Genomic DNA, 25130 nt, shown 5'->3' with positions numbered 1-25130 from the left:
CGTGACGATGCTACGCCAGCGTTTCCGGGAGCCCCGCGGTTGTCCACAGGCTGTGGGCGATGATCGGACCGTGACGGACACGAGCGGGACGTACGAACGGGACACGAGCGAGCACGACGCGACTGGGTGGCAGGGGGACGAGCGGAAGCGGCGGCTCGCCGCGTGGCGCGCCTCGGACCGCGTGCTCGCGCGGTCCTCCGCCGACCGGCGGCTCTCGGAACGTCTCGCGGCGCTGGCCGAGGCCGCGGGCGAGGTGTACGACCTGGACGACTGGACCGACGTGTACGGCAACGGGGTCGTCGAGGAGCTGGAGCGGCGGACGGCCGCACTGCTCGGCCTCCCCGCCGCGGCGTTCTTCCCGACCGGGACGATGGCGCAGCAGGTCGCCCTCCGCTGCTGGGCGGCGCGCACCCAGAACGCCACGGTCGCCCTGCACCCGCAGGCCCATCCGGAGGTCCACGAACGCTCCGCCCTGTCCGTGGTGAGCGGGCTGCGCACGGTCCACCCGACCACCGAGCCGCGGCTGCCCACGGCGGAAGAGGTCCTCGACTGCGACGAGCCCTTCGGCACGCTGATGCTCGAACTGCCTCTGCGGGACGCCGGCTTCGTCCTGCCCTCCTGGGACGAGCTGGTGGCCGTGGTGGACGCGGCACGGGAGCTTGACGCGGTGGTGCACTTCGACGGCGCGCGTCTGTGGGAGTGCGCCCCGCACTTCGGCCGCCCACTGGACGAGATCGCCGCACTGGCGGACAGCGTGTACGTGTCGTTCTACAAGTCCCTGGACGGCATCTCGGGCGCCGCGCTCGCCGGCCCCGCGCAGCTGATCGACGAGGCACGCGCCTGGCGGCACCGGTACGGGGGCCTGCTGTTCCAGCAGTACCCGGCGGCGCTGTCGGCGCTGGCCGGGCTCGAACGGGAACTGCCGCGGCTGCCGTCGTACGTGGCCCACGCGAAGGTCGTCGCGGCCGCGCTCACCGCCGCGCTGCGCGCCTCCGGCGTCCCCTGGTCCCGCATCCACCCGCCCGTCCCGCATACGCACCAGTTCCAGGTGTGGCTCCCGTACGGGACCGAGCTGCTCAACGAGGCGGCGGTGACGCAGTCGGAGGAGACAGGCGTGACGCTCTTCCGCCGGTGGTTCTCCCAGGGGTGCCCGCCGGGCGTCTCGGTCACGGAGGTGACGGTCGCGGCGGAGGGACTGGCGTGGACGGAACAGGACGTGACGGCGGCGGTCGCGGACTTCGTCCGCCGCGTGAGCCTGCCGGCGCCGGTGACGCAGTAGCCGGCGGTCACCTCGGGCCGGGCGCCCCGAGCACCACGTGGCGCATGCGGCGGGCCTGTTTCCCACCCCGCCCCTTCCCGAACCGGGGCAAGCCCCGGACCCCGGTACCGCGCTCCGCGCGGTGGCCCCAATCGCCGGCCAGGCTGGAAATGCCGCTGCGCGGCACCCCAGCCCGCCGGGCACACCCAGCCCCGCCGGCGATTGAGGCGCGGGCCCGCGGCGCCTCCGACTAGGCCGCGCCGCCGCCCGCCCTGACCAGCCCGGTCTCGTAGGCGAGCACCACCACCTGCACGCGGTCGCGCAGGCCGAGCTTGGTGAGGATGCGGCCGACGTGGGTCTTGACGGTCGCCTCCGAGAGGACGAGCCGGGCCGCGATCTCGCCGTTCGACAGTCCCTGGGCGACGAGCAGCATCACCTCGCGCTCCCGCTCGGTGAGCCTCTCCACCTCCTTGTGGCGCGGTTCGGGGCCCACGCTCGGCAGCAGGGGGGAGAAGCGGTCCAGCAGCCGCCGTGTGGTCGACGGCGCCACGACCGCGTCGCCACTGTGCACGGAGCGGATCGCGCCGAGCAGCTCGGCGGGCGGCACGTCCTTGAGCATGAAGCCGCTGGCGCCCGCCTTCAGCCCGGAGAAGGCGTACTCGTCGAGGTCGAACGTGGTCAGGATCAGCACCTTCGGGGCGCCCGGCTCCTCGCAGATGCGCCGCGTCGCCTCGACCCCGTCGAGCCTCGGCATGCGTACGTCCATGAGCACGACGTCGACGGCCGTGGACCGCAGGATCTCGATCGCCTCCGCGCCGTCCCCGGCCTCCGCGACGACCTCCATGTCCGGCTGGGCGGCGAGCACCATGCGGAAGCCGGTGCGCAGCAGCACCTGGTCGTCGACGAGCATCACGCGGATGGACATGTGGGTTCCGTCCCTCGGTCTGTAGTGGCTCTAGTGGGCGGGCTTGAGCGGCAGCAGCGCACTGATCCGGAAGCCTCCGCCCGGCCGCGGCCCGGCGTCCAGCGTGCCGCCGACCATACCGACGCGTTCGCGCATCCCGATGAGACCGTGGCCGTGCCCGTCCGCGCCGCCGTCCTCGTACAGCTCGTGCGAGGCGCCCCGGCCGTCGTCCTCGACGAGCAGGCCGAGGCCGTCGTCGAAGTAGACGAGGCGGACGCTGGCGCCGGCCTCGGGGCCGCCGTGCTTACGGGTGTTGGTGAGCGCCTCCTGGACGATCCGGTAGGCGGTGAGCTCGACGCCGCTGGGCAGCGGCCGGGGCGTTCCCTCGATCTTGAAGTCCACGGTCAGGCCCGCGCCGCGCACATGCTCGACCAGGTCCTCGATCTGCTGCACATCGGGCTGGGGCACGTACTCGCCGCTCTCCGGGCCGTCGCCGGTGCGCAGCACGCCGAGCAGTCGGCGCATCTCGGCGAGCGCCTGGCGGCCGGTGCTCGAAATGGTCTCCAGGGCCTGCTTGGCCTGGTCGGGGGCGGCGTCCAGCACATAGGCGGCGCCGTCGGCCTGCACCACCATCACGGACACGTTGTGGGCGACGACGTCGTGCAGTTCGCGGGCGATCCTGGCGCGCTCGGCCGCCACCGCGACCTTGGCCTGCGCCTCGCGCTCCTTCTCGAGCCGGGTGGCCCGCTCCTCCAGCTGGTCGAAGTAGGCGCGCCGGGTGCGTATCGAGTCGCCGAGCACCCAGGCCAGCACGAACGGCAGGCTCATGATCACGGTGATGAACACCCTGCTGAGCGTCGACTCGGCCTCCGTCGGCCAGCGGACCTGCGCCAAGGAGGCCGCGCAGAGACCGCCGGCGAGCGCCAGCCGGGACGCCCACCGCGGACTGCCGGCCGCCGCGACGGTGTAGATGATGACCAGCATCGCGAAGTCCGCCGGGTTGACGGGGACGTCGAAGACCAACTGGGCGACGCCCGTCGCCCCCGTCAGGAGCAGCATGTGCTGCGGCATCCGGCGGCGCAGTGCCACCACCAGGCACAGGGCCAGCACGGTGAGCGCGGCGGCAGCCGTCTCCCCGGGGCCCTCCGGCTCCTGGACCACCCACATCGAGGAGAACCCGAGGAGCATGACAGCCCAGAAGGTGTCGATGCCCGTCGGGTTCCTGCGGATGAAGTCGTAGAGGAGCTGCACGTAACCCAGAGTAGGGAAGACAGAAAGGTGCAGGGGTCAACCGGAGGGCCGATCCGGTGGGCGGAGGCATACTCCGCAAGGTGGAGACTTGGGCCCGTGACGTATGAGACGGGTGAGTGGCGCGGGTGGCGGGCGGCCGCGGAGGAAGCGCTGTACGGGCCCGGGGGTTTCTATCTGCGGCCGGAGGGACCGGCCGGGCACTTCCGCACCTCGGTCCACGCCTCGCCGCTGTTCGCCGCCGCCGTCGCACGGCTGCTGACCGGCACCGCGGAGTCGCTGGGGCTCGAGGAGCCGGCGCTGATCGACGTCGGGGCGGGCCGGGGCGAGTTGCTCACGGGTGTGCTCGCCGCCCTGCCGCCCGGGTACAGAGTCCGCGCGTACGGCGTCGAACGGGCGGACCGGCCCGCGGGCCTCGACCCGCGCATCGAGTGGACCTCCGAGATCCCCACAGGGCTCGGCGGGCTGCTGTTCGCGAACGAATGGCTCGACAACGTCCCCGTGGACGTCGCGGAGGCCGACGCGGCCGGGGAGGTCCGCCGGGTCTTGGTCCGCGCGGACGGCGAGGAGCGCCTCGGCGAGAAGGTCACCGGCTCGGACGCCGCCTGGCTGGCGCGCTGGTGGCCGCTGACCGAACCGGGCGCCCGCGCCGAGATCGGCGCCCCCAGGGACGAGGCGTGGCGGGCGGCGGCGGGTGCCCTGGGCGCCGGCCTCGCCGTCGCCGTCGACTACGCGCACACGGCCGGGGCCCGGCCTCCGTGCGGCACGCTGACGGGCTTCCGAGACGGCCGCGAGGTGCGCCCCGTGCCGGACGGGAGCTGCGACCTCACGGCCCATGTGGCGCTCGACGCGTGCGCCGGGCTGGGGGCCGAGCTGGTCGGCCAGCGGGAGGCGCTGCGGAGGCTGGGCGTGAGCGGGGAGCGGCCGCCGCTCGCCCGGGCGACGTCGGACCCGGCGGGCTACGTCCGCGCGCTCGCCCGGGCCGGTGAGGCGGCGGAACTGACCGCCCGGGGCGGGCTCGGCGACTTCACCTGGCTCATGCAGCGGGTGTGACCGGCTCTGAGAGACTGGTGCGCATGACGGAGACGACGGTCGGCATCGGCGGCGCGGCGGAGAGCACCGACATGGTGCTCAACATCGGACCCCAGCACCCCTCCACGCACGGCGTGCTCCGTCTGCGCCTGGTGCTGGACGGCGAGCGCATCCGGCAGGCCGAGCCGGTCGTCGGGTACATGCACCGCGGCGCGGAGAAGCTTTTCGAGGCCCGCGACTACCGGCAGATCGTGGTGCTGGCGAACCGGCACGACTGGCTCTCCGCCTTCTCGAACGAACTCGGCGTCGTCATGGCCGTCGAGCGGATGCTCGGCATGGAGGTCCCGGAGCGCGCGGTGTGGTCCCGTACGCTCCTCGCCGAGCTGAACCGGGTCCTCAACCACCTGATGTTCCTCGGCTCCTACCCGCTGGAGCTGGGCGGGATCACGCCCGTCTTCCACGCGTTCCGCGAGCGCGAGGAGCTCCAGACGGTGATGGAGGAGATCTCCGGCGGCCGGATGCACTACATGTTCAACCGGGTCGGCGGCCTCAAGGAGGACCTTCCCGCAGGCTGGCTCGGCCGGGCGCGCAGGGCGATCGCCGACGTCCGCTCGCGGATGGACGTGTACGACCGCCTGGTCGTAGGCAACGAGATCTTCCGCGGCCGGACCCGGGGCGTGGGCGTGCTCTCTCCGGAGGCGGTCCACGCGTACGGCGTTAGCGGCCCGATCGCCCGGGCCTCGGGAGTCGACTTCGACCTGCGCCGGGACGAGCCCTACCTCGCCTACGGCGAACTGCAGGACACCCTCAGGGTGGTGACCCGGCAGGAGGGCGACTGTCTGGCCCGCTTCGAGGTCCTGCTGGAGCAGACGCACAACGCGCTGGAGCTGGCGGACGCCTGTCTCGACCGGATCGAGGAGCTGCCGCCCGGTCCGATCAACCAGCGGCTGCCGAAGGTGCTCAAGGCGCCCGAGGGCCACACGTACGCGTGGACCGAGAACCCGCTCGGCATCAACGGCTACTACCTGGTCTCCAAGGGCGAGAAGACGCCCTACCGCCTCAAGCTCCGCTCGGCGTCGTACAACAACATCCAGGCGCTGGCCGTGCTGCTGCCGGGGACGCTGGTCGCTGACATGGTCGCGATCCTGGGGTCGCTGTTCTTCGTCGTCGGCGACATCGACAAGTAGCACCCGGGCGGGCGCACAGCCGGCGCCGGGCCGCTCCGGGCCACCGGCGGGTGGCGTCAGCGCTACGACACCGCGTTGCGCAGCTCGGCCACGTCCAGCTGCTCCGTCTCGTCGTGCGCCGTCAGGTCGATGACCTTGCCGACCGCGCGCGGGCACACGACGCGCTGCGCGGCGAGGGCCTCCTCGCCCACCACATCGGCGAGGTCCTCGTGCTGCACGGCCTCGATCGCCTTCTGGGTGCCGGGGGCCTCGACGGCCCTCATGGAGCCGGTTCCCGACGCGGTCGCGCCGCCACCGGTGCCGGGCGCCTGGGCAGATCCCTCGGCTGCCGTGCCGAAGAAGTCGAAGCCGCCCTCGGGCCGCTTCACGCGGGACCGCTGGGCGCCGTAGGGAACGATCGCGGCCGCTGCCGGGACCGGACGGGCGGGGAGGGCGGACGGCGGGCGCACACGCTGCTCGGCGGCCCCACCGCCCGCCGCGTGCTTCCCCTGCGGCTCGTCCGCCTCCCGGGCGCGCTCCGCGAGGTCCCGGCGCCGGGCCTCCTCCGCGATGCGCCCGGCCTCCTGGGCCGCGGCGTTGCGCGACAGGTTCTCCAGCGCCTTGGCGGCGCGCAGAAACGTCGCCGGGGTCGGCGTGGAACCCGCGGGCGGCAGTTCCTTCGCCGGCGCGGCCGCCTCGATCGCGAGCTGGCGGCGGCCCTCCAGGGCGCTGGCCCGCTCCGTCTCCGCGGTGGCGTACCGCCGCAGCAGCGACGCGTGCTCGTTCCGCAGCGCGGCCAGCTCGACCCGCTTGGCGCGCAGCCTCGCGTCGAGCTTGAGACGCAGCTCGCGGGACTCCTCGACGTCCGCCTCGAGCTCGGCGATCCGCTCCTCCGCCTTCCACTGGTCGCCGGCGCGACCGCGGGTCAGCTCGGCGACCCTGCGACCGGCGCTGCGGTCCCAACTGCGCATGAGGACGGCACCGGTGACCGCGGCGGCCGCCGCTGCCGCGACCAGGAGACGCAGCACGACCGCATTGCCGGCGAACCACGCGCCGAGGGCGCACAGAACCGACGCTCCGGCCACGGCCGAGGGGGGCAGCAGCTTGTGCAGGGGAGGGGAATGACGGTGGCGTCCTCGTGGCATGGCCCGAAATTTACCGTGTGTAGCCTCCGAATGGGGTGTCGGCCCGGCAAATCTCTGGCCGAGAACGCCGGGCCGCCCTCCGGTCACTTACGAAGAAGCCCTTCCGCCTCCAGATAGGCCTTCGCGACGTCCTCCGGCTTGGCGCGTTCCCCGTCGACCTTGCGGTTCATCTCGGCGAGATCCTCAGTGGTCAGCGCCTTGGTGAGCTTCGCGAGGGCATCGGCGATCTCCTGGCTGCCGGCGTCCTTCGCGTTGACGACCGGAAGGACGTTGTCCGCGTTCTGCAGCTTCTTGTCGTCCTCCAGGACCACCAGGTCGTAGCTCGCGAGGGTGCCGTCGGTGGTGTAGGTCAGCACCAGCTGGTTCACACCGTCCTTGACGGACTGCTTGGCCTGGGGAGTGCCGACGCCCTTGGGGTCGATACCCGCCACGTCGATGCCGTATGTCTTCTTCAGGCCCGGCGCGCAGAAGGGCCGCACCTCGCACTCGTCACCGGCCGCGATCTTCACCTTCAGCTTCGAACCGCCGAGATCGGAAAGGGACGTGAGCTTGTTCTTCTCCGCGAATTCCTTCGTCACGGCGAACGCGTTCTGATCGACGGCCTCCCCGGCGGGCAGCACCTTCAGTCCGCGCGGTTCGGCGAGCTCGGTGAGCGCCTTCACGGTCGCGGCGACATCACCCGACGCGACGGGCTTCTCCTCGGTCGCCTTGGGCCCGTTCACCTTCGCGTTGAGGAATTCGGCGAGCGTCGCCGCGTATTCCGGTACGACGTCGATCTCGCCCTTCTCGAGGGACGGTTCGTACAGCTCGCGGTTCTTCACCGTGGTGATCGACGTCTGGTAGCCGGCGTCCCGCAGGATCTGCGCATACAGCTCGGCGAGCACCTTGGACTCGGTGAACGCGGCAGCGCCGACGACGAGCGTGCCCTTCTTGCCCGACCCGCCCGGGGACGAGGCGCTGTCCTTCTCCCCTTCGAGGGAGTCGCCGCCGCACCCGGCGAGGGCGCCCGTCAGGGCGGCCACGGCCAGTGCAACACCCGCGATGCGCGAGGTCTTGGTCATCAGGATCTCCGTCCACAGCGTCATGGAAGCAGTACGAAAAAGGAGTTGGAGTGCCGTCAGCCGGACGACGGCACGGACTTGCGCAGGGGGCTCAGCAGCCGGTCGGCGGCCACCAGCACCCCTTCCACAAGCAGGGCCAGCAGCGCCGCGAGCAGTGCGCCCGCAACCACCTGCGGTGTGTCGTAGGTGTTGAATCCGGCGGTGATGATGCGGCCGAGGCCGCCCTGTCCGACCATCGAGGCGATCGTGGCCGTCGCCACCACCTGGACGGCGGCGGACCTCAGCCCGGTCATCAGCAGGGGGTACGCGAGCGGCAGTTCGACCCGCAGGAAGACCTGGCCGCCCGACATGCCCATCCCCCTGGCGGCCTCCACCACCGCCCGGTCCACCTCGCGCATGCCCACGTACGCGTTGGTCAGCAGCGGCGGCACCGCGAACAGCACCAGCGCGATGATCGTCGGCGCGTACCCGGCGCTGCGCAGCGGTGTGAGCATGAACAGGGCGAGCACCGCGAACACGGGGATCGCCCGACCGGCATTGGAGATGTTGACCGCCAGTGCGCCGCCCCTGCCGATGTGCCCCAGCCACAGGGCGACCGGCAGCGCGATCGCACAGGCCAGGACGAGCGCGGCCCCGCTGACGTACAGATGCTCGACGAGCCGGTGCCAGGCGCCGGACTCGCCGGACCAGTTGGCCCCGGTGGTGAGCCAGGTCCACGCGCCGGTGACCGCGTCCATCAGGGCTTCGCCTCCGCCGCGCGTATCCGGGTCCAGGGGGTGAGCAGCCGCTGGGCGCCGAGGAGCAGCAGATCGGCGACGGCCGCCAGCAGCACGCACAGCACGGAGGCGGTCAGCACCTGCGCCTTGAACGTGGTCTGCACGCCGTCGTCGATGAGATTGCCGAGCCCGCCCTGGCCGACGAGCGCGCCGACCGTCGTCAGCGCGACCGTGGACACGGTCGCGATCCGTATGCCCGCCATCAACGCGGGCAGCGCGAGCGGCAGTTCCACCTCCCACAGCATCCGCGCCGGGCCGTAGCCCATGCCGCGGGCCGCCTCACGGGCCTCGGCCGGGACCGCTTCGAGCCCGGCCAGGATGTTCCGCACGAGGATGGTGAGGGAGTAGAGCACGAGCCCGGTCACCACCAGCGCCGCCGACAGCCCGAAGAACGGCAGCAGCAGCGAGAACATGGCCAGCGACGGGATCGTGTAGAGCAGGGTGGTCAGCCCCAGCACGGGACCGGCGAACCGCGGCCTGGCACGGGCCAGCAGGGCCAGCGGGAAGGCGACCGCCAGGCCGAGCAGCACCGACGCGACGGTGATCCACACATGCTGGACGGTCGCTTCGGTCAACTCGTCGCTGCGCGTGCGCAGATACTCGCCGCAGATCCATTCGTTGGCCGCGAGACAGCTCTGCGCCGCCAGTTCAGCACTTTCCCACCCCGGACCCACCGGTTCCCCCCTCCCCCGTGATGCCGCCGCCGACACTCCTGATACGCCTGATAACGCTCCCGTGTCCGCGCCTGTTGCCGACCACTGCCCGCGACCCTATCCCCGGCCACTGACATTCCTCCAGAACGGCCGCGCAATCGTCCAGGACGGCCGCGTTGGAGCACCATTGCTTCCACACAGCCTTCGTCACCATGGGGGGATCATGATCCGATTCGAGCACGTCACCAAGCGGTACCCCGACGGCACCAGCGCCGTGGACGACCTCTCGTTCGAGGTCGCGGAGGGTGAACTGGTCACGCTCGTCGGACCGTCGGGCTGCGGCAAGACCACCACCATGAAGATGGTCAACCGGCTCATCGAACCGACCTCCGGCCGGATCCTCGTCGACGGCCGGGACATCGCCCGGACCGACCCCGTCGAACTGCGCCGCCGTATCGGTTATGTGATCCAGCAGGTCGGTCTCTTCCCGCACAAGACGGTGCTGGAGAACACCGCGACCGTCCCCCACCTCCTCGGCGTCAAACGCGCCAAGGCCCGCGCCCGCGCCGCCGAACTGCTCGAACTGGTCGGCCTGGACCCGTCCGTCCACGGCGACCGCTACCCCGAGCAGCTCTCCGGCGGCCAGCGCCAGCGCGTCGGCGTGGCCCGGGCGCTGGCGGCCGACCCGCCGGTGCTGCTGATGGACGAGCCGTTCGGCGCGGTCGACCCGGTCGTGCGCGAGCATCTGCAGAACGAGTTCCTGAAGCTCCAGTCCCAGGTCCGCAAGACGGTCCTGTTCGTCACCCACGACATCGAGGAGGCCGTACGCCTCGGGGACCGTATCGCCGTCTACGGGCAGGGCAGGATCGAGCAGTTCGACGCGCCTGCCGCCGTCCTCGGCACCCCCGCCACCGAGTACGTGGCCGACTTCGTCGGCGCCGACCGCGGGCTCAAACGGCTCTCCGTGACCCCCATCGAGGCGGCGGACCTGGAACAGCCGCCGGTCGTCCACCTCGACGACCCGCTCCCCCGCGACCTCGGCGCCCGCTGGGCCGTCGTCCTGGACGGCGACGACAACCTGCACGGCTGGATCTCCGCCGAGCGGGCCGGCCGACCCGGCGCCGTACGCGACCATGCCCGCCGGATGGAGGCGTGGCTGCCGGTCGGCGCCTCGCTCAAGCAGGCGTTCTCCACGATGCTCCAGCACGACGCGGGCTGGATCGCGGTGATCGACAAGGAGGAGACGGGCCGGTTCCTCGGTGTCCTCACCCCGGCCCGGCTGCACGAGGCGCTGCGCCGCTCGATCGACGCCGACGCGCAGGAGATCGCCCGTGCCGAGGTCGCCCTGGAGTCCATCGCGACGGTCCCGCCGGTCGGCCCCGTCACGAAGCGCTGAGCCGGCCGCGCCGAGCCACGCGGCGCGGCCCCTGTGCCGGTCGGCCCGTGCGCCGCCCGAAGTGGCTGCCCTGTCCACGAATTCCCGGGCGCGGATGAACCCCCCTTCCCGAAGTCCCGTCCTAGAGGGCGCGAATCGTCCGGGCCGACCGATATGCGGTCTTGGGCGCGGAATCCGATCCGCGATCACGCGCATCACGGAAGTCACGGGAAGCGATGTCTGCAACGGTAGATGGGGACACATCACGATCGGCGCCGGACCGGGTACGCCGCCTCCCGCGCGGACCACGGCCCGGGACGGTCCCGGCCCTCGCCGGCACGGCGGTCACGGCCGTCGGGCTGGTCGACATCGCGGCCGGGATCCTCCCCCGTTTCCGGCACAGCCGCACGCACACGATCGCCGAGGCGCTCCCCGGCGCCGCCGGACCGGTCGCCGCCGCGCTCTCCCTGAGCGCGGGCGTGCTGCTGCTCCTGCTCGCCCGTGGGATCAAACGCCACAAGTGCCGGGCCTGGCGGGCCGCCGTCGTCCTGCTGCCCGCCGGGGCCGTCGCGCAGTTGGTCCACCGCCACTCGGTCGTCGGCGCGCTGCTCTCCCTGGCGCTGCTGGGGCTGCTGCTGCGCCACCGGGTCGCGTTCACGGCGCCGCCCGACCCGCGCAGCCGCTGGCGCGCGCTGACGAACTTCGTGCTGATGGGCGCCGGTTCGCTCGTCCTCGGCCTGGTGACCGTCAGCGCCCACCCCGGCCGGATCGTCGGCAGCCCGGGGCTCACCGACCGCCTGGAGCACGTCATCTACGGGCTGGCCGGCTTCGAGGGCCCCCTCCGGTACTCCGCCGGCGTCTCCTGGACGGTCGGCCACTGCCTCGGCGCACTCGGCCTGCTGACCGTGGTCACCACCGGCTACCTCGCCCTGCGCCCCGAGCGCCCCGCCGCCCGCGTCACCGGGGACGACGAGCGCCGGTTGCGCGACCTGCTCGCACTCCACGGCGTCCGCGACCCGCTCGGCCACGTCGCCCGCCGCGACAAGGGCGTCGTCTTCTCCCCCAGTGGCAAGGCCGCCGTCCGCTACCGCGTCGTCTCCGGCGTGATGCTCGCCGGCGGCGACCCACTCGGCGACGTCGAGGCATGGCCGGGCGCCATCGAACGCTTCATGGACGAGGCGAAGGCGCGCTCCTGGACGCCCGCGGTGACGGGCTGCTCCAAGACCGGCTGCGAGGTCTGGTCCCGCGAGACCGGACTCGGCTGCGTGGAGCCCGGCGACGAGGCGGTGGTGGACGCCGCGGATTTCTCCCCGGCCGGGCGCGCGCCGCACAGCGCTCGCCGGACGGTGCAGCGCATCGAACGGGACGGCCACGACACCCAGGCCCACCGCGCCCGTGACCGCACCGACGACGGGCCGGGGACGTCCCCGTACGGCGACCTGAAGGCCGTCATCCACTTCGTCCCCCGGGGGCGGACGGCATGTCTGGGGAGCTGACGCGCCGCGACCGGTCGACCTGCCCCGCCGGCCTGGGGCAGGCGTACCCGTGCCGCCCGGCGCCCGTGCGCCGGGCGGGCCGTGTCCGGGTCCGGACAAGCCCTAGGGTGGGGCCATGAGTACGTTGCGCGGACGGGGCACGGCCGAAGGACTGCCGGAGTGGGACCGCTGTGCGGTCATGGGAGTCGTCAATGTGACGCCGGACTCCTTCTCCGACGGCGGCCGCTGGTTCGACACCACGGCCGCGATCAAGCGCGGTCTCGACCTGGTCGCCCAGGGCGCCGATCTGATCGACGTCGGCGGCGAGTCCACCCGGCCCGGCGCCAGCCGCGTCGACGAGGACGAGGAGCTGCGCCGGGTCGTCCCCGTCGTACGGGGCCTCGCCTCCGAGGGCGTCACCGTCTCCGTCGACACCATGCGCTCCGGCGTCGCCCAGCAGGCGGTCTCGGCGGGCGCGGTCCTGGTCAACGACGTCAGCGGCGGGCTCGCCGACCCCCGGATGGTCCCGGTCGTGGCAGCGACGGGCGTCCCGTTCGTGGTGATGCACTGGCGCGGCTTCAGCGAGGACATGAACAGCCGCGCCGTCTACGGCGACGTGGTCGCGGAGGTCGCCCGGGAACTGCGCGCCCGGATGGAGGCCGTCGTCGAGGGCGGGATCGCGCCCGAGCGCATCGTCATCGACCCGGGCCTCGGCTTCGCCAAGCAGGCCGAGCACGACCTCGCCCTCGTCGCGCACCTCGCCGAGCTGCGCGCCCTCGGCCGGCCCGTGCTCGTGGCCGCCTCCCGCAAGCGCTTCCTCGGCCGGGTCCTGGCCAGGGACGGCGCGCCCCCGCCGGCCCGCGAACGGGACGCCGCCACCGCCGCGGTCTCGGCCATCGCCGCCCACGAAGGCGCCTGGGCGGTCCGGGTCCACGAAGTACGGGCCACGGCCGACGCCGTGCGAGTCGCCCGGGCCGTCGAGGGAGCCCGGTGAGCCAGACAGACACGGAGCTCGTGGAGCAGGCCAACACGGCCTTCTACGAGACGATGGAACGCGGCGACTTCGACGAGCTCTCCGGCCTCTGGCTGGACGACGACATCTCCTGCATCCACCCCGGCTGGCCGGTCCTGACGGGCCGCGGCGAGGTCCTGCGCTCGTACGCGCTGATCATGGCGAACACGGAGTACATCCAGTTCTTCCTCACCGACGTGAAGGTGAGCGTGGCCGGTGACACGGCCCTGGTGACCTGCACGGAGAACATCCTCAGCGGCGGCCCCGCGGAGGACGGGGGCGAGCTCGGGCCGCTCGTCGGGCAGCTGGTCGTCGCCACGAACGTGTTCCGCCGCACCCTGGACGGCTGGAAGATCTGGTCGCACCACGGATCGCCCGTTCTGACGGAAACAGACGGCGAAGAAGACGAGAACAGCTCCTCGTAAGTGGGTAGGGGCCGGGCAGAGGGGTTCGTCGCCGCCGTCGACGGGGTATACGCGGCTACCAGCCCCACGTGAGCCGCCCCCGGCCCCGTGGGCACGTCATGTCGGTGCTCGCAGGTAGATTCGACGGCGGGCACCGAGCCATCCGCATGTGGCCAGGTGCCCGAGGACCTACAGAAGCAGGAGTGATTCGCGTGGATCGTGTCGCGCTGCGCGGCCTCAAGGCCCGCGGGCACCACGGCGTCTTCCCCAAGGAGCGGGACGAGGGCCAGACCTTCATCGTCGATCTGGTGCTCGGCCTGGACACCCGCCCCGCGGCGGCCGACGACGACCTGTCGAAGACCGTCCACTACGGCGTGGTGGCCGAGGAGACCGTCGCCGTCGTCGAGGGCGACCCGGTCGACCTGATCGAGACGCTGGCGGAGCGGATCGCCCAGGTGTGCCTCAAACACGATGTCGTCCAGGAGGTCGAGGTGGTGGTGCACAAGCCGGACGCCCCGATCACGGTGCCCTTCGACGACGTCACCATCACGATCACCCGGAGCCGAGTATGAATCAGGCAGCAAGCGACCCGACCGTGCAGCCGGTGCCGTCCTCCGTCACGGAGCAGGTCGATGCCGCCGATGTCACTCTGTCCAATCCCAAGGACGCCGTGATCTCCCTCGGCTCCAACCTGGGCAACCGGCTGGAGACCCTTCAGGGCGCCATCGACGCGCTCGAGGACACCCCTGGCCTGCGGGTGAAGGCCGTCTCCCCGGTCTACGAGACGGAGCCGTGGGGCGTCGACCCCGGCAGCCAGCCGTCGTACTTCAACGCGGTGGTCATGATCAGGACGACGCTTCCGCCGTCCTCCCTCCTCGAGCGCGGCCAGGCCATCGAGGAGGCCTTCGACCGGGTCCGCACGGAGCGCTGGGGCCCGCGCACCATCGACGTCGACATCGTCGCCTACGCGGATGTGGTGTCCGACGACCCGGAGCTCACGCTGCCGCACCCCCGCGCCCACCAGCGCGCCTTCGTGCTCGCCCCGTGGCACGACGTCGAGCCGGAGGCCCAGCTGCCGGGCCGCGGCGCGGTGGCCGAGCTGCTGGCCGGTGTCGGCGTCGGCAGCGTCCAGCCGCGCGGCGACCTGGAACTGCGCCTGCCCGAGTAGTCGTTAGGCTCGTACGGCACGGTCGCGCACGGCGGCCGTGCACAGTCGGGAGCAACAGGCGAAGGGCGGCTTTCTCGGTGAAGCAACTACGGCTCGGTGTGCTGGCCGGTCTCTTCGCCGCGGCAGGGGTCCTGTCCTGGGGCGGCGCCCGCCTGTGGGACTCGCTGGGGACGCTGCCGAGCGTGCCGCTCGCCGCCCCGATCGTGCTGGCGGCCATCGCGGCCGTCCTCGCGGCGACCGCGCTCTCGATCCGGGCCCGGCTGCGCGCCCAGCGCGAACGGCGCCCGGGCGCCAAGGGCGTCGAGCCGCTGATGGCCGCCCGCGCGGTGGTCTTCGGCCAGGCGAGCGCCCTGGTGGCGGCGCTGGTCAGCGGGATGTACGGCGGCACGGGGGTGTTCCTGCTGGGCTCGCTCGACGTCCCCGCCCGCCGCGACCAGGCGATCTACGCCGGATTCGCGGTGGTGGCCGGCATGGCGGTCATCGCGGCGGCGATCTTCCTCGAGCGGGTCTGCAGACTGCCCGAGGACGACGACGACAACGGCGGCGCGGCCCGAGCGGCCTGACTGCCGGGCCGCGCCGCCGGCCGTCCGGTCACCGCGCCATGATGAGGCTCATCGCCTCGTTGCGCGTCGCCGAGTCCCGCAGCTGGCCGCGCACCGCCGACGTGATCGTCTTGGCGCCGGGCTTGCGGATGCCGCGCATCGACATGCACATGTGCTCGCACTCGACGACCACGATCACACCGCGCGGCTCCAGGATCTCCATCAGGGAGTCGGCTATCTGCGTCGTCATCCGCTCCTGGACCTGCGGCCGGCGGGCGTAGACGTCCACCAGGCGGGCCAGCTTCGACAGGCCCGTGATCTTGCCCGTGGTCGACGGGATGTAGCCGACGTGGGCCACGCCCCGGAACGGCACCAGGTGGTGCTCGCACGTCGAATAGACCTCGATGTCCTTGACGAGCACCATCTCGTCGTGGCCGAGGTCGAACGTCGTCGTCAGGACGTCCTCCGGCTCCTGCCACAGCCCGGCGAAGATCTCCCGGTACGCCCGCGCCACCCGCGCCGGGGTCTCGCGCAGGCCCTCACGGTCCGGGTCCTCTCCGACCGCGATGAGCAGTTCGCGGACGGCGTTCTCCGCTCGCTTCTCGTCGAACTCGGCGATAGAACGCTCGCCGTCCAGCGTCACCGGGTCGGTCATCTGTGCCTCGTTCCTCTGCTTCCACATGGCGTGAAAACGCCGCATCTCCCAGGCTAGAACCTGGGAGATGCGGCGTTCATTCCGGGGCGGGGCGAGCCGCCACGGCATAGTGCCTGGTCAGGCCTCCGGGCGCTCCTCGGCGACCGGCTCCGCGGGGGCCTTGGTGACATCGGTCACCGTGGCCGCCGACGAGGCCGCACCGTTCGCGGCGCCGTTGGTCAGGGCCAGTTCCTTGGGCGAGAGCACCGGCGGACGCGTCGAGGGCGTACGCCGCGAGGAGCCGGTCCACGCCGGGCGGGCCGGGCGCTTCACGATCGGCGCGAAGATCTCGGCGATCTCCTCCTTGCCGAGGGTCTCCCGCTCGAGGAGCTGGAGGACCAGATTGTCGAGAACGTCGCGGTTCTCGACCAGGATCTCCCACGCCTCGTTGTGCGCGGTCTCGATGAGCTTCTTGACCTCTTCGTCGACCAGCGCCGCGACCTCTTCCGAGTAGTCCCGCGGGTGACCCATCTCGCGGCCCAGGAACGGCTCGGTGTTGTCACCGCCGAACTTGATCGCGCCCAGCCGCTCCGTCATGCCGTACTGCGTGACCATCGCGCGGGCCGTGGCAGTGGCCTTCTCGATGTCGTTCGCAGCGCCGGTGGTCGGGTCGTGGAAGACGAGCTCCTCGGCCGCACGCCCGCCCAGCATGTACGCGAGCTGGTCGAGCATCTCGTTGCGCGTGGTCGAGTACTTGTCCTCCTCCGGCAGCACCATCGTGTATCCGAGGGCTCTGCCGCGGGACAGGATCGTGATCTTGTGGACCGGGTCGGAGTTGGGTGAAGCCGCCGCGACCAGGGCGTGTCCGCCCTCGTGGTACGCGGTGATCTTCTTCTCCTTGTCGGACATGATCCGGGTCCGCTTCTGCGGGCCCGCCACGACGCGGTCGATCGCCTCGTCCAGGAAGTGGTTGTCGATCAGCTTCTTGTTGCCGCGCGCGGTGAGCAGCGCGGCTTCGTTCAGCACGTTCGACAGGTCGGCACCGGTGAAGCCGGGCGTCCGCCGGGCGACGGCGCCCAGGTCGACGTCCGGGGCGACCGGCTTGCCCTTCTGGTGGACCTTGAGGATCTCCAGACGGCCCTGCATGTCCGGCCGGTCGACCGCGATCTGCCGGTCGAAGCGGCCCGGGCGCAGCAGCGCCGGGTCCAGGATGTCGGGCCGGTTGGTGGCGGCGATCAGGATGACGCCGCCCTTCACGTCGAAGCCGTCCATCTCGACGAGCAGCTGGTTCAGCGTCTGCTCGCGCTCGTCGTGGCCGCCGCCCATACCGGCGCCGCGATGGCGGCCGACCGCGTCGATCTCGTCGACGAAGACGATCGCCGGGGCGTTCGCCTTGGCCTGCTCGAAGAGGTCGCGGACACGGGAGGCGCCGACGCCGACGAACATCTCGACGAAGTCGGAACCGGAGATCGAGTAGAAGGGGACGCCCGCCTCGCCGGCGACGGCGCGTGCGAGCAGGGTCTTGCCCGTGCCGGGCGGGCCGTAGAGCAGCACGCCCTTCGGGATCTTGGCGCCGACGGCCTGGAACTTGGCCGGTTCCTGGAGGAACTCCTTGATCTCGTGGAGCTCCTCGACCGCCTCGTCGGATCCCGCCACGTCCGAGAACGTCGTCTTCGGGGTGTCCTTGGTGATCAGCTTGGCCTTGGACTTCCCGAAGTTCATGACACGGGAGCCACCGCCCTGCATCTGATTCATCAGGAAGAGGAAGACCACGACGATCAGAACGAAGGGCAAGAGGGAGAGCAGGACCGAGACGAACGGGCTCTGCTTCGACGGCGAGACCGTGTAGCCGTCCTCGATCGCGCCGGACTCGAACTTGTCCTGCAGCGTGTCCGCCAGGTCTACGCCCTGGGTGCCGATGTAGCTGGCCTGGACCTTGCTGCTGTTGTCGACCTTCTGGCCCTCCTTGAGCTCGATCTTGATGATCTGCTCGTCACCAGTGGTCAGTTTTGCCTGCTTGACCTGGTCTTTGTCGATCGCCTGGACGACCTTGCCGGTGTCAACCGTCTTGTAGCCGCCGGACGAGCCGACAACCTGCATCAGCACGACCACGGCGAGGACGGCCAGCACGATCCACATGACCGGCCCACGGAAGTATCGCTTCACGTCCATCCATACGGGGCGGTGTCGCCCCGTCCCTCCTGCCCGTAGGTAAATGCTGCTGTGAGAAAAGACAACTGTTCTTCGGACGGTACCTCAGCAATGCCACCGGGGACCGCCTTCCCTTGCTCCAACGGCGAAAAGGCGGGCTTGGTTCCCGGCGGGCCCGTGCTTCAGCCTCCGTAGACGTGTGGGGCCAGTGTGCCCACGAACGGAAGGTTCCGGTACTTCTCCGCGTAGTCGAGGCCGTAACCGACGACGAACTCGTTCGGGATGTCGAAGCCGATCCACTTCACGTCGATGGCTACCTTGGCCGCGTCGGGCTTCCGCAGCAAGGTGCAGACCTCGAGAGAGGCCGGCTCGCGGGAGCCGAGGTTCGACAGGAGCCAGGACAGGGTGAGTCCCGAGTCGATGATGTCCTCGACGATCAGGACGTGCTTGCCCTTGATGTCGGTGTCCAGGTCCTTGAGGATGCGCACCACGCCGGACGACTGGGTGCCGGCGCCGTACGAGGACACGGCCATCCAGTCCATCGTGACGGGGGAGGACAGCGCGCGCGCCAGGTCCGCCATCACCATCACCGCGCCCTTGAGGACTCCGACGATGAGCAGGTCCTTGCCCGCGTACTCTGCGTCGATCTTCGCAGCCAGCTCGATGAGCTTCGCGTCGATCTCTTCCTTGGTGATGAGCACCGACTGAAGGTCGGTGCCCATGTCCTTCTCGTTCACCCGCGTCGCTTTCTCTCGGCGGTTCAGCCTTGCCGAATGACCAGTCTGCCACCCTGCCGTCGCACCTGGACCCGGCCGGGCAGGTTGATGGCCCCCTGACCACGCCATCCGGTGATCAGCCGGTCGACCTCTTCGACGTGCCGGGCGAAGAGCGACCCGGCGGGCGCGCCGGCCCGGATCACGGCCCGGCGCAGCACCCGGCGCCGTACTGCGGGGGGCAGGACGTAGAGCTTGGCGCAGTCCAGCATGCCGCTCTCGTCCCGTACGGAGGCGTCCGCGTCGGCGGCCCAGCTGTCGAGGGCGTCGGCGTCGTCGCGGGAGAGCTGGGCGGTGCGGGCGAGGGCTTCGACGACGCCTTTGCCGAGCGCCTTCTCCAGGGCGGGCAGGCCCTCGTGGCGCAGCCGGGAGCGGGTGTAGGCGGGGTCGGCGTTGTGCGGGTCGTCCCAGACGGGCAGCGACTGGACCATGCAGGCCTTGCGGGCGGTCTGCCGGTCGATCTGGAGGAAGGGGCGGCGGTAGCGGCCGGCGGTCCCGGAGACGGCGGCCATCCCGGACAGCGAGCGGATGCCGGAGCCGCGGGCGAGTCCGAGGAGGACGGTCTCCGCCTGGTCGTCGCGGGTGTGTCCGAGCAGCACGGCGGCGGCGCCGTGGCGCTCCGCGGCCTCGTCGAGCGCCGCGTACCGGGCGTCGCGGGCCGCGGCCTCGGGTCCGCCCGCGCGGCCGACCCGGACGGCGACGGTCTCGACGGGGTCGAGCCCGAGTGCGGCGAGGCGTGCGGCGACCTCGTCTGCGCGTCCGGCGGAGCCGTCCTGGAGGCCGTGGTCGACGGTGATGCCACCGGCGCGGACGGAGTGTTTGCGGGCCTCGAAGGCGAGGGCGGAGGCGAGGGCCATGGAGTCGGCTCCGCCGGAGCACGCCACGAGGACGAGCGGCGGTTCGCCCGAGTGGGCGGGGCCCGGGGCGGAGTGGGCGAAGCGGGCTGCTTGTGCCGTGTGATCGGTGAGTACGTCGTGGAGTACGCGGCGGACCGCCAGGCGTATCGCCGCGACCGCAGGATGGGGACCCATGTCCGGTGCCCTTCGTGAACGGATCGGGAGGGAGGAGTGTCTCGGTCGAGTCGGGACGACGATCAGGAACGGCCAGCGGACGAAGATCGCCACTCCGAGAGCAGTCACTCAGAGTGCGTCGATGGTGACAGAACCGAGCCGATACCCGAGCATTGCACGCCTATCCACAGCCCACGGTCCCTCGGACGGGTGATTGATGCGGCGTCCTTCTGCCGTCACACGTCCGCTTTTCGCGCCTTTCCTCTACGGTGCGCCCTCTCCCTTCCGGTGCACCCTCGCGACCCAGTCCGCCGGTTTGGCGATCTCCGCCTTGGTGGGGAGCGTGTTCGGCGAGGTCCAGACGCGGTTGAAGCCGTCCATGCCCACCTCCTCGACCACGGCCCGTACGAACCGCTCGCCGTCGCGGTACTGGCGCAGCTTGGCGTCGAGGCCGAGCAGCTTGCGCAGGGCCAGGTCCAGCCGGCTCGCCCCGCGCGCCCTGCGCTGCTGGAACTTCTCCCGGATCTCGGCGACCGACGGCACGACGGCGGGGCCGACGCCGTCCATCACGAAGTCGGCGTGCCCTTCGAGCAGGGACATCACCGCGGTCAGCCGGCCGAGGATCTCGCGCTGGGCGGGGGTCTGGACGATCTCGACGATCGAGTGGCCGCCCTCGTCCCGTTCGCCCTCCGGGCGAGCCCCGGCGAGCGACTGGGCGGCCTCGCGGAGCCGTTCCAGGACGGTCATGGGGTCGGTGTCGGTCTCGGCGAGGAAGGACTGGATCTCGCCCTCGAGGTGGTCGCGCAGCCACGGCACGCCGGTGAACTGGGTGCGGTGGGTCTCCTCGTGGAGGCAGACCCAGAGGCGGAAGTCGTGCGGGTCGACCTCCAGTTCACGTTCGACGTGGACGACGTTGGGCGCGACCAGCAGCAGCCGTCCGCCGCCGTTGCCGCCGACCTCGGCGGGGTCACCGGCCGGCAGGTCCCGGGTGGCCGGGGCGAACGTCTCGTACTGGCCCAGGACCCGGGACGCCAGGAAGGACAGCAGCATCCCCAGCTCGACGCCGGTCACCTTGCCGCCGACGGCGCCGAGGACAGCGCCGCCGGGGCCGCCGGGGCGGCGCTCCTGCATCTTGTCCAGCAGCGGCCGCAGCAGCTCGCGGAAGCCCGCGACGTTCGCCCTGACCCAGCCGGCCCGGTCCACGACGAGGACCGGGGTGTCCCGTGGCACCGCGCCCTCCGGGATCATCCGGGTGAACTCCCGGACGTGCTCCTCCGAGGACTTGGCATGCCTGCGCAGCTCTGCGACGACCGCGCGGGCCTCGTCCCGGCTCACCTCGGGACCGGGCCGCACGAAGCGGGTCGCGGTCGCCACGGCGAGGTTCCAGTCGACCATCTCGGCACCACCGATGCTCGTCATGCGTCAACCGTACGTTCTCGGCTGCGGGTGCGGAGAGGTGTTGCCCGCCCCCGGTCCGGCCGGCGGCCGCGGGCGGAGCGGGACGGCTCAGGACACGAGTGCGCCCGCGAGGCGGTCGAGAGCGGGCTGCGCGTCGTACGGGGAGGGGGTGCCGGAGGCCAGGAACGCGAAGCCGAGGAGTCGGCCGCCCGGGTCAACGACGGTGCCCGCCAGGGCGTTCACGCCGGTGAGGGTGCCCGTCTTCGCGCGGACCAGGCCGGTGCCGGCGGAGGTGTCGGACCAGCGGTGTTCGAGGGTGCCGCTGAAGCCGGCGACGGGAAGGCCGGTGAGGACCGGCCGCAACTCGGGGTGGTCGGCGTCGGCGGCGCGGGCCAGGAGAGTGGTGAGCAGTGCGGCGGACACCTGGTCGCGGCGGTCGAGACCGCTGCCGTCGGCGAACCGGGCGCCGTCCAGCGGCAGCCGGAGCCTTCGCAGCTGCTGGGTGACGGCCCGTTCGGCGCCGGCGAAGGACGCCTTCTCGCCGGTGGCGAGGGCGGTCTGCCGGGCCAGGGACTCCGCGATGTCGTTGTCGCTGTGGGTGAGCATCCGCTCGACGACCGTCGACAGGGGTTCGGAGAGGACCTGGGCGAGGGGCACGGCCTGGGCCGCGGCCCGGCCGGGGACCGGCGCCGCGATGTGGACCCCGCGTTCGGAGAGCATGTCCCGGAAGACGCGGGCGGTTTCGCCCGCCGGGTCCGCGCTGCGGGTCGCCGCCCCGGTGGTGCGCGCGTCGAGGCGGCCCTGCCCGACCATGAGGGCGCTGACGGGGGCGATGTTGTCGTTGGGGCCGATGGGGTGCAGGAGGGGGCCCTCGTAGAGCGAGGTGTCGTACTCGAGCCGGATCTTCGCGGCGGGCTGCCCGTCCTCCGCCGCCGGCTTCCGCTCCCGCAGGGCGCGCGCGGTCCGCTCTGCCAGTTCGCCGAGACGGGCCCGGTCGAGGGTGGCGTCACCGCCGCCGACGAGCGTGATCACGTCGGCGCCCGGCGCCGCGGCGACCGTGGTGGGGACGCGGTGGTCGGGTCCGAGGGCGGTGAGCGCGGCGGCGGCCGTGGCGATCTTGACGGTGGACGCGGGGACCATGGGGGTCTCGGCCCGCTTCCCGTACAGCCGCTCACCGGTGGCGAGGTCGACGACGCAGGCGGCGGGCGCCGGGCCGAGGCCGGGGTCGGCGAGCAGGGTGTCGAGGATCTTCGGCAGCCCGCCGGCGGGTGCGGCCGGCTCCTCCGCGGTCACGGTCCGCGGACCGCCCAGGGCCGCGAGGACGGGGGCCGCGCTGGGCGCGGGAGCGGGTCGCTTCGGGGCGGGCGCGTGATGTGCGCCACCCGTGGGGCTGTGGGCAGCCACACGCTCCCTCTCGGCCTTACGCTGGCCCGAGTCCCAAGGCCCCGCCGCGGCCACCGCCCCGGCGGCGAGGGTGAGGCCGACCACGGCAGCACCTGCTGCAAGCTGCCACGTCCTGACCACCGGCACCTCGCACCAGCCCCTTTCGCGATCACACATGTGCGTGAGGGACACTTAATCACCAGTACTGCGTCTTGTTGTGTGTTTGATCATGGAGGAGCCACCCGTGGAGTTCGACGTCACCATCGAGATCCCGAAGGGTTCGCGGAACAAGTACGAGGTGGACCACGAGACCGGTCGGATCCGCCTGGACCGTCGACTCTTCACCTCGACCAGCTACCCGGCCGACTACGGATTCGTCGAGAACACCCTCGGCGAGGACGGCGACCCGTTGGACGCGCTGGTCATTCTTGACGAGCCGACCTTCCCGGGCTGCCTCATCAAGTGCCGCGCCATCGGCATGTTCCGTATGACGGACGAGGCGGGCGGCGACGACAAGCTGCTGTGCGTCCCGGCGTCCGACCCGCGCGTGGAGCACCTTCGGGACATCCACCACGTGTCCGAGTTCGACCGCCTGGAGATCCAGCACTTCTTCGAGGTCTACAAGGACCTGGAGCCCGGCAAGTCCGTCGAGGGCGCCGACTGGGTCGGCCGCGCCGAGGCCGAGGCCGAGATCGAGGCCTCCTTCAAGCGCCTCGAGGCGCAGGGCGGCGCGCACTGACGCCGCACGACTGAGCACTCCGGCGCGGGCGGCACACCTCTGGTGTGCCGCCCGCGTCGCGTATCCCCCCTTGCCCGTGCCCATACTGGGCAGGAGCGCCGGTCGAGGGACGGTACGAGAGGGAGAGCGAGGACAACGAGTGGTGGCGGAGCCCGAGGGCCCGGAGGACCGGAAACCTCAGTCCGACGAGGCGCACAGCGCCTTCGCCCCTCCGGCGGGGGTGGGGCAGCCGGAGGCGCCCGAGGAGGACCATCCGAGCTCCGAGTTCGCCGTTCCTGAAGGGTTTGCTCCGGAGCCGGCCGCCGAGCCCGAGGGCTCCGCGTTCGCGCCGCCGCGCACGTACAGCGCGCGCAATTCGCCGCCTGCCTTCACCCCGGCGCACGGCATCCCCCTGGTGCGCACGTCCAAGGACGCGCCCTGGCAGGACCGGATGCGCGCGATGCTGAAGATCCCGGTGGGCGAGCGGCCGATGCCCGAGTCGCCGCACCGGCACGACGAGGCCGGCCCGGCCGTCCCCCGCGTGCTCGACCTGACCCTGCGTATCGGCGAGTTGCTGCTCGCGGGCGGTGAGGGCGCCGAGGACGTCGAGGCGGCGATGTTCGCCATCTCGCGCTCGTACGGGCTGGACCGCTGCGAGCCGACGGTGACCTTCACGCTGCTGTCGATCACGTATCAACCGTCCCTGGTCGACGACCCGGTGACGGCGAGCCGCACCGTTCGGCGGCGCGGCACCGACTACACGCGGCTGGCCGCGGTCTACCTGCTGGTCCACGACATCAGCGCGGAGGAGTCGGACGTCTCCCTGGAAGAGGCCTACCGCCGGCTCGCCGAGATCCGCCGTAACCGGCACCCCTACCCCGGCTGGGCGCTCACGCTGGCCGGCGGCATGCTGGCCGGGTCGGCGTCGGTGCTGGTCGGCGGTGACGCGGTGGTGTTCATCGCCGCCGCGGTCAGTGCGATGCTCGGCGACCGGCTGGCCTGGCTGTGCGCGGGGCGTGGACTGCCGGAGTTCTACCAGTTCGTGGCGGCGGCGATGCCGTCGGCGGCGATGGGCGTGGCCCTGTCGCTCTCACCCCTGGAACTGCGGGCCTCCGCGGTGATCACCGGTGGGCTGTTCGCGCTGATCCCGGGACGGGCGCTGGTCGCCGGGGTACAGGACGGGCTGACCGGCTTCTACATCACGGCGGCCGCGCGACTGCTCGAGGTCGGCTATCTCGTGGTCGCCATCGTGGTCGGCGTGCTGGCGGTGCTGTATCTGGGCGTCGCGCTGGACGCGGGGCTCAGTCCGGAGACGGCGATCCACAGCAAGCCGCGGCCGGTGCCCCAGACGCTGGCCGCGATGAGCCTGTCGCTGTGCTTCGCCGTGATGCTCCAGCAGGAGCGCAGCACGGTCGCGCTGGTCACCTTCAACGGCGGTGTCGCCTGGGTCGTCTACGGCGCGCTCGCGGACGTCGCCGAGGCCTCGCCGGTCGCCGCGACGGCCGCCGCGGCGGGCCTGGTGGGCCTGTTCGGGCACATGCTGTCGCGCTACCGCTTCGCCTCGGCGCTGCCGTACGTCACGGCCGCCATCGGTCCGCTGCTGCCCGGTAGCGCCACGTACTTCGGTCTGCTGGAGATCGCGCGGGGCAACACGAACAACGGTCTGACCTCGTTGAGCAAGGCGGCGGCGCTGGCGCTGGCCATCGCGATCGGGGTGAACCTGGGCGGCGAGATCTCCCGGCTGTTCCTGCGGGTGCCGGGTGTCACCGGGGCGCTGCCCGGCGTGGAGACACCGGGCGGACGCCGCGCGGCCAAGCGGACGCGCGGCTTCTGAGCCGTGGGGA

The 25130-nt window shown here is 72.0% G+C and carries 23 protein-coding genes and 1 pseudogene; 12 read left to right on the top strand and 12 right to left on the bottom strand.

What is annotated here, in order from left to right; genetic code table 11:
* Positions 1–70 precede the first annotated feature (70 nt).
* Positions 71–1279 carry a threonine aldolase family protein gene (locus ACWD01_RS16950; protein ID WP_451162445.1) on the top strand — a complete coding sequence of 403 codons (1209 nt, stop codon included), beginning with the start codon at positions 71–73 and terminating at the stop codon, positions 1277–1279.
* 229 nt (positions 1280–1508) lie between these two features.
* On the opposite strand, the gene ACWD01_RS16945 is transcribed toward ACWD01_RS16950, so the two are convergent.
* Positions 1509–2183, bottom strand: a complete 675-nt coding sequence (locus ACWD01_RS16945) for a response regulator (RefSeq protein ID WP_451162443.1) — start codon at positions 2181–2183, stop codon at positions 1509–1511.
* 30 nt (positions 2184–2213) lie between these two features.
* Positions 2214–3413 (bottom strand): sensor histidine kinase, encoded by a 1200-nt coding sequence (locus ACWD01_RS16940; protein WP_451162441.1) that lies wholly within the window; start codon positions 3411–3413, stop codon positions 2214–2216.
* 96 nt (positions 3414–3509) lie between these two features.
* On the opposite strand from ACWD01_RS16940, the gene ACWD01_RS16935 reads away from it, so the two are divergent.
* Both ACWD01_RS16935 and ACWD01_RS16930 read left to right on the top strand, forming a co-directional pair.
* Positions 3510–4463 (top strand): SAM-dependent methyltransferase, encoded by a 954-nt coding sequence (locus tag ACWD01_RS16935; RefSeq protein WP_451162439.1) that lies wholly within the window; start codon positions 3510–3512, stop codon positions 4461–4463.
* 23 nt (positions 4464–4486) lie between these two features.
* On the top strand, positions 4487–5629 hold the full coding sequence (locus tag ACWD01_RS16930; protein WP_451162437.1) for an NADH-quinone oxidoreductase subunit D: 1143 nt from the start codon (positions 4487–4489) through the stop codon (positions 5627–5629).
* 62 nt (positions 5630–5691) lie between these two features.
* Here ACWD01_RS16930 and ACWD01_RS16925 read toward each other — a convergent pair whose 3' ends face one another.
* The 4 genes from ACWD01_RS16925 to ACWD01_RS16910 form a co-directional block, all read right to left on the bottom strand.
* On the bottom strand, positions 5692–6753 hold the full coding sequence (locus ACWD01_RS16925; RefSeq protein ID WP_451162435.1) for a hypothetical protein: 1062 nt from the start codon (positions 6751–6753) through the stop codon (positions 5692–5694).
* Positions 6754–6836: 83 nt separating this feature from the next.
* Positions 6837–7814, bottom strand: a complete 978-nt coding sequence (locus tag ACWD01_RS16920; RefSeq protein ID WP_451162567.1) for an ABC transporter substrate-binding protein — start codon at positions 7812–7814, stop codon at positions 6837–6839.
* Between the two features lie 56 nt (positions 7815–7870).
* Positions 7871–8551 (bottom strand): ABC transporter permease, encoded by a 681-nt coding sequence (locus tag ACWD01_RS16915; RefSeq protein ID WP_451162433.1) that lies wholly within the window; start codon positions 8549–8551, stop codon positions 7871–7873.
* Positions 8551–9237 (bottom strand): ABC transporter permease, encoded by a 687-nt coding sequence (locus ACWD01_RS16910; protein ID WP_451162565.1) that lies wholly within the window; start codon positions 9235–9237, stop codon positions 8551–8553. Before ACWD01_RS16910 ends, ACWD01_RS16915 begins: the two co-directional genes overlap by 1 nt.
* A 229-nt stretch (positions 9238–9466) precedes the next feature.
* On the opposite strand from ACWD01_RS16910, the gene ACWD01_RS16905 reads away from it, so the two are divergent.
* The 7 genes and pseudogenes from ACWD01_RS16905 to ACWD01_RS16875 all read left to right on the top strand — a co-directional run bounded on the left by ACWD01_RS16905 (position 9467) and on the right by ACWD01_RS16875 (position 15240).
* Entirely contained in the window at positions 9467–10639 is a 1173-nt protein-coding gene (locus tag ACWD01_RS16905) for an ABC transporter ATP-binding protein (protein WP_451162431.1), read from the top strand.
* A 215-nt stretch (positions 10640–10854) separates the two neighbouring features.
* Positions 10855–12140: pseudogene (locus ACWD01_RS16900) on the top strand (phosphatidylglycerol lysyltransferase domain-containing protein); the annotation flags it as partial.
* Between the two features lie 89 nt (positions 12141–12229).
* On the top strand, positions 12230–13087 hold the full coding sequence (folP, locus tag ACWD01_RS16895; RefSeq protein ID WP_451162429.1) for a dihydropteroate synthase: 858 nt from the start codon (positions 12230–12232) through the stop codon (positions 13085–13087).
* Positions 13084–13530, top strand: coding sequence for a nuclear transport factor 2 family protein (locus ACWD01_RS16890; RefSeq protein ID WP_451162427.1), 447 nt, complete (start codon positions 13084–13086; stop codon positions 13528–13530). The genes folP and ACWD01_RS16890 overlap by 4 nt, the downstream gene beginning before the upstream one ends.
* Before the next feature lie 191 nt (positions 13531–13721).
* Positions 13722–14081 (top strand): dihydroneopterin aldolase, encoded by a 360-nt coding sequence (gene folB, locus ACWD01_RS16885; protein ID WP_451162425.1) that lies wholly within the window; start codon positions 13722–13724, stop codon positions 14079–14081.
* Complete coding sequence (gene folK, locus ACWD01_RS16880) at positions 14078–14677, top strand: 2-amino-4-hydroxy-6-hydroxymethyldihydropteridine diphosphokinase (protein WP_451162423.1); 600 nt, start codon at positions 14078–14080, stop codon at positions 14675–14677. Before folB ends, folK begins: the two co-directional genes overlap by 4 nt.
* A 77-nt stretch (positions 14678–14754) precedes the next feature.
* Entirely contained in the window at positions 14755–15240 is a 486-nt protein-coding gene (locus ACWD01_RS16875; protein ID WP_451162421.1) for a DUF3180 domain-containing protein, read from the top strand.
* 28 nt (positions 15241–15268) lie between these two features.
* Here the strand turns inward: ACWD01_RS16875 and folE are convergent, their stop codons facing one another.
* The 6 genes from folE to dacB form a co-directional block, all read right to left on the bottom strand.
* Positions 15269–15874, bottom strand: coding sequence for a GTP cyclohydrolase I FolE (folE, locus tag ACWD01_RS16870; protein WP_451162419.1), 606 nt, complete (start codon positions 15872–15874; stop codon positions 15269–15271).
* 117 nt (positions 15875–15991) lie between these two features.
* The gene (ftsH, locus tag ACWD01_RS16865; RefSeq protein ID WP_356897862.1) at positions 15992–18025 is read right to left on the bottom strand and encodes an ATP-dependent zinc metalloprotease FtsH; all 2034 of its coding nucleotides are present in this window, start codon (positions 18023–18025) and stop codon (positions 15992–15994) included.
* 161 nt (positions 18026–18186) lie between these two features.
* Positions 18187–18726, bottom strand: a complete 540-nt coding sequence (gene hpt, locus ACWD01_RS16860) for a hypoxanthine phosphoribosyltransferase (RefSeq protein ID WP_264250189.1) — start codon at positions 18724–18726, stop codon at positions 18187–18189.
* Positions 18727–18764: 38 nt separating this feature from the next.
* A complete protein-coding gene (tilS, locus tag ACWD01_RS16855) occupies positions 18765–19808 on the bottom strand; it encodes a tRNA lysidine(34) synthetase TilS (protein WP_451162417.1) in 1044 nt (347 codons plus the stop codon).
* A gap of 243 nt (positions 19809–20051) precedes the next feature.
* Entirely contained in the window at positions 20052–21206 is a 1155-nt protein-coding gene (locus ACWD01_RS16850) for a zinc-dependent metalloprotease (protein WP_451162415.1), read from the bottom strand.
* Between the two features lie 87 nt (positions 21207–21293).
* Entirely contained in the window at positions 21294–22715 is a 1422-nt protein-coding gene (gene dacB / locus ACWD01_RS16845; protein WP_451162563.1) for a D-alanyl-D-alanine carboxypeptidase/D-alanyl-D-alanine endopeptidase, read from the bottom strand.
* 97 nt (positions 22716–22812) lie between these two features.
* Here dacB and ACWD01_RS16840 point away from each other — a divergent pair, with 97 nt between their 5' ends.
* Complete coding sequence (locus ACWD01_RS16840; protein WP_005314187.1) at positions 22813–23307, top strand: inorganic diphosphatase; 495 nt, start codon at positions 22813–22815, stop codon at positions 23305–23307.
* A gap of 139 nt (positions 23308–23446) precedes the next feature.
* Positions 23447–25120: a threonine/serine exporter family protein gene (locus ACWD01_RS16835; RefSeq protein WP_451162413.1), complete on the top strand. Its 1674-nt coding sequence runs from the start codon at positions 23447–23449 to the stop codon at positions 25118–25120.
* Positions 25121–25130: the final 10 nt, after the last annotated feature.

It is taken from the genome of Streptomyces sp. NPDC002835, assembly GCF_053591995.1.
Note: the sequence above shows the minus strand (reverse complement) of the source record. Positions and strands in the feature narration are given on the sequence as shown.

What these genes read in the sequence shown, in the direction of transcription:
- ACWD01_RS16920 (WP_451162567.1), bottom strand. Translation starts at nt 7,814, where the DNA reads ATGACCAAGACCTCGCGCATCGCGGGTGTTGCACTGGCCGTGGCCGCC.
- ACWD01_RS16850 (WP_451162415.1), bottom strand. Translation starts at nt 21,206, where the DNA reads ATGACGAGCATCGGTGGTGCCGAGATGGTCGACTGGAACCTCGCCGTG.
- folK (WP_451162423.1), top strand. Translation starts at nt 14,078, where the DNA reads ATGAATCAGGCAGCAAGCGACCCGACCGTGCAGCCGGTGCCGTCCTCC.
- folE (WP_451162419.1), bottom strand. Translation starts at nt 15,874, where the DNA reads ATGACCGACCCGGTGACGCTGGACGGCGAGCGTTCTATCGCCGAGTTC.
- ftsH (WP_356897862.1), bottom strand. Translation starts at nt 18,025, where the DNA reads ATGGACGTGAAGCGATACTTCCGTGGGCCGGTCATGTGGATCGTGCTG.
- hpt (WP_264250189.1), bottom strand. Translation starts at nt 18,726, where the DNA reads ATGGGCACCGACCTTCAGTCGGTGCTCATCACCAAGGAAGAGATCGAC.
- tilS (WP_451162417.1), bottom strand. Translation starts at nt 19,808, where the DNA reads ATGGGTCCCCATCCTGCGGTCGCGGCGATACGCCTGGCGGTCCGCCGC.
- ACWD01_RS16945 (WP_451162443.1), bottom strand. Translation starts at nt 2,183, where the DNA reads ATGTCCATCCGCGTGATGCTCGTCGACGACCAGGTGCTGCTGCGCACC.
- ACWD01_RS16905 (WP_451162431.1), top strand. Translation starts at nt 9,467, where the DNA reads ATGATCCGATTCGAGCACGTCACCAAGCGGTACCCCGACGGCACCAGC.
- folP (WP_451162429.1), top strand. Translation starts at nt 12,230, where the DNA reads ATGAGTACGTTGCGCGGACGGGGCACGGCCGAAGGACTGCCGGAGTGG.
- ACWD01_RS16930 (WP_451162437.1), top strand. Translation starts at nt 4,487, where the DNA reads ATGACGGAGACGACGGTCGGCATCGGCGGCGCGGCGGAGAGCACCGAC.
- ACWD01_RS16915 (WP_451162433.1), bottom strand. Translation starts at nt 8,551, where the DNA reads ATGGACGCGGTCACCGGCGCGTGGACCTGGCTCACCACCGGGGCCAAC.
- ACWD01_RS16925 (WP_451162435.1), bottom strand. Translation starts at nt 6,753, where the DNA reads ATGCCACGAGGACGCCACCGTCATTCCCCTCCCCTGCACAAGCTGCTG.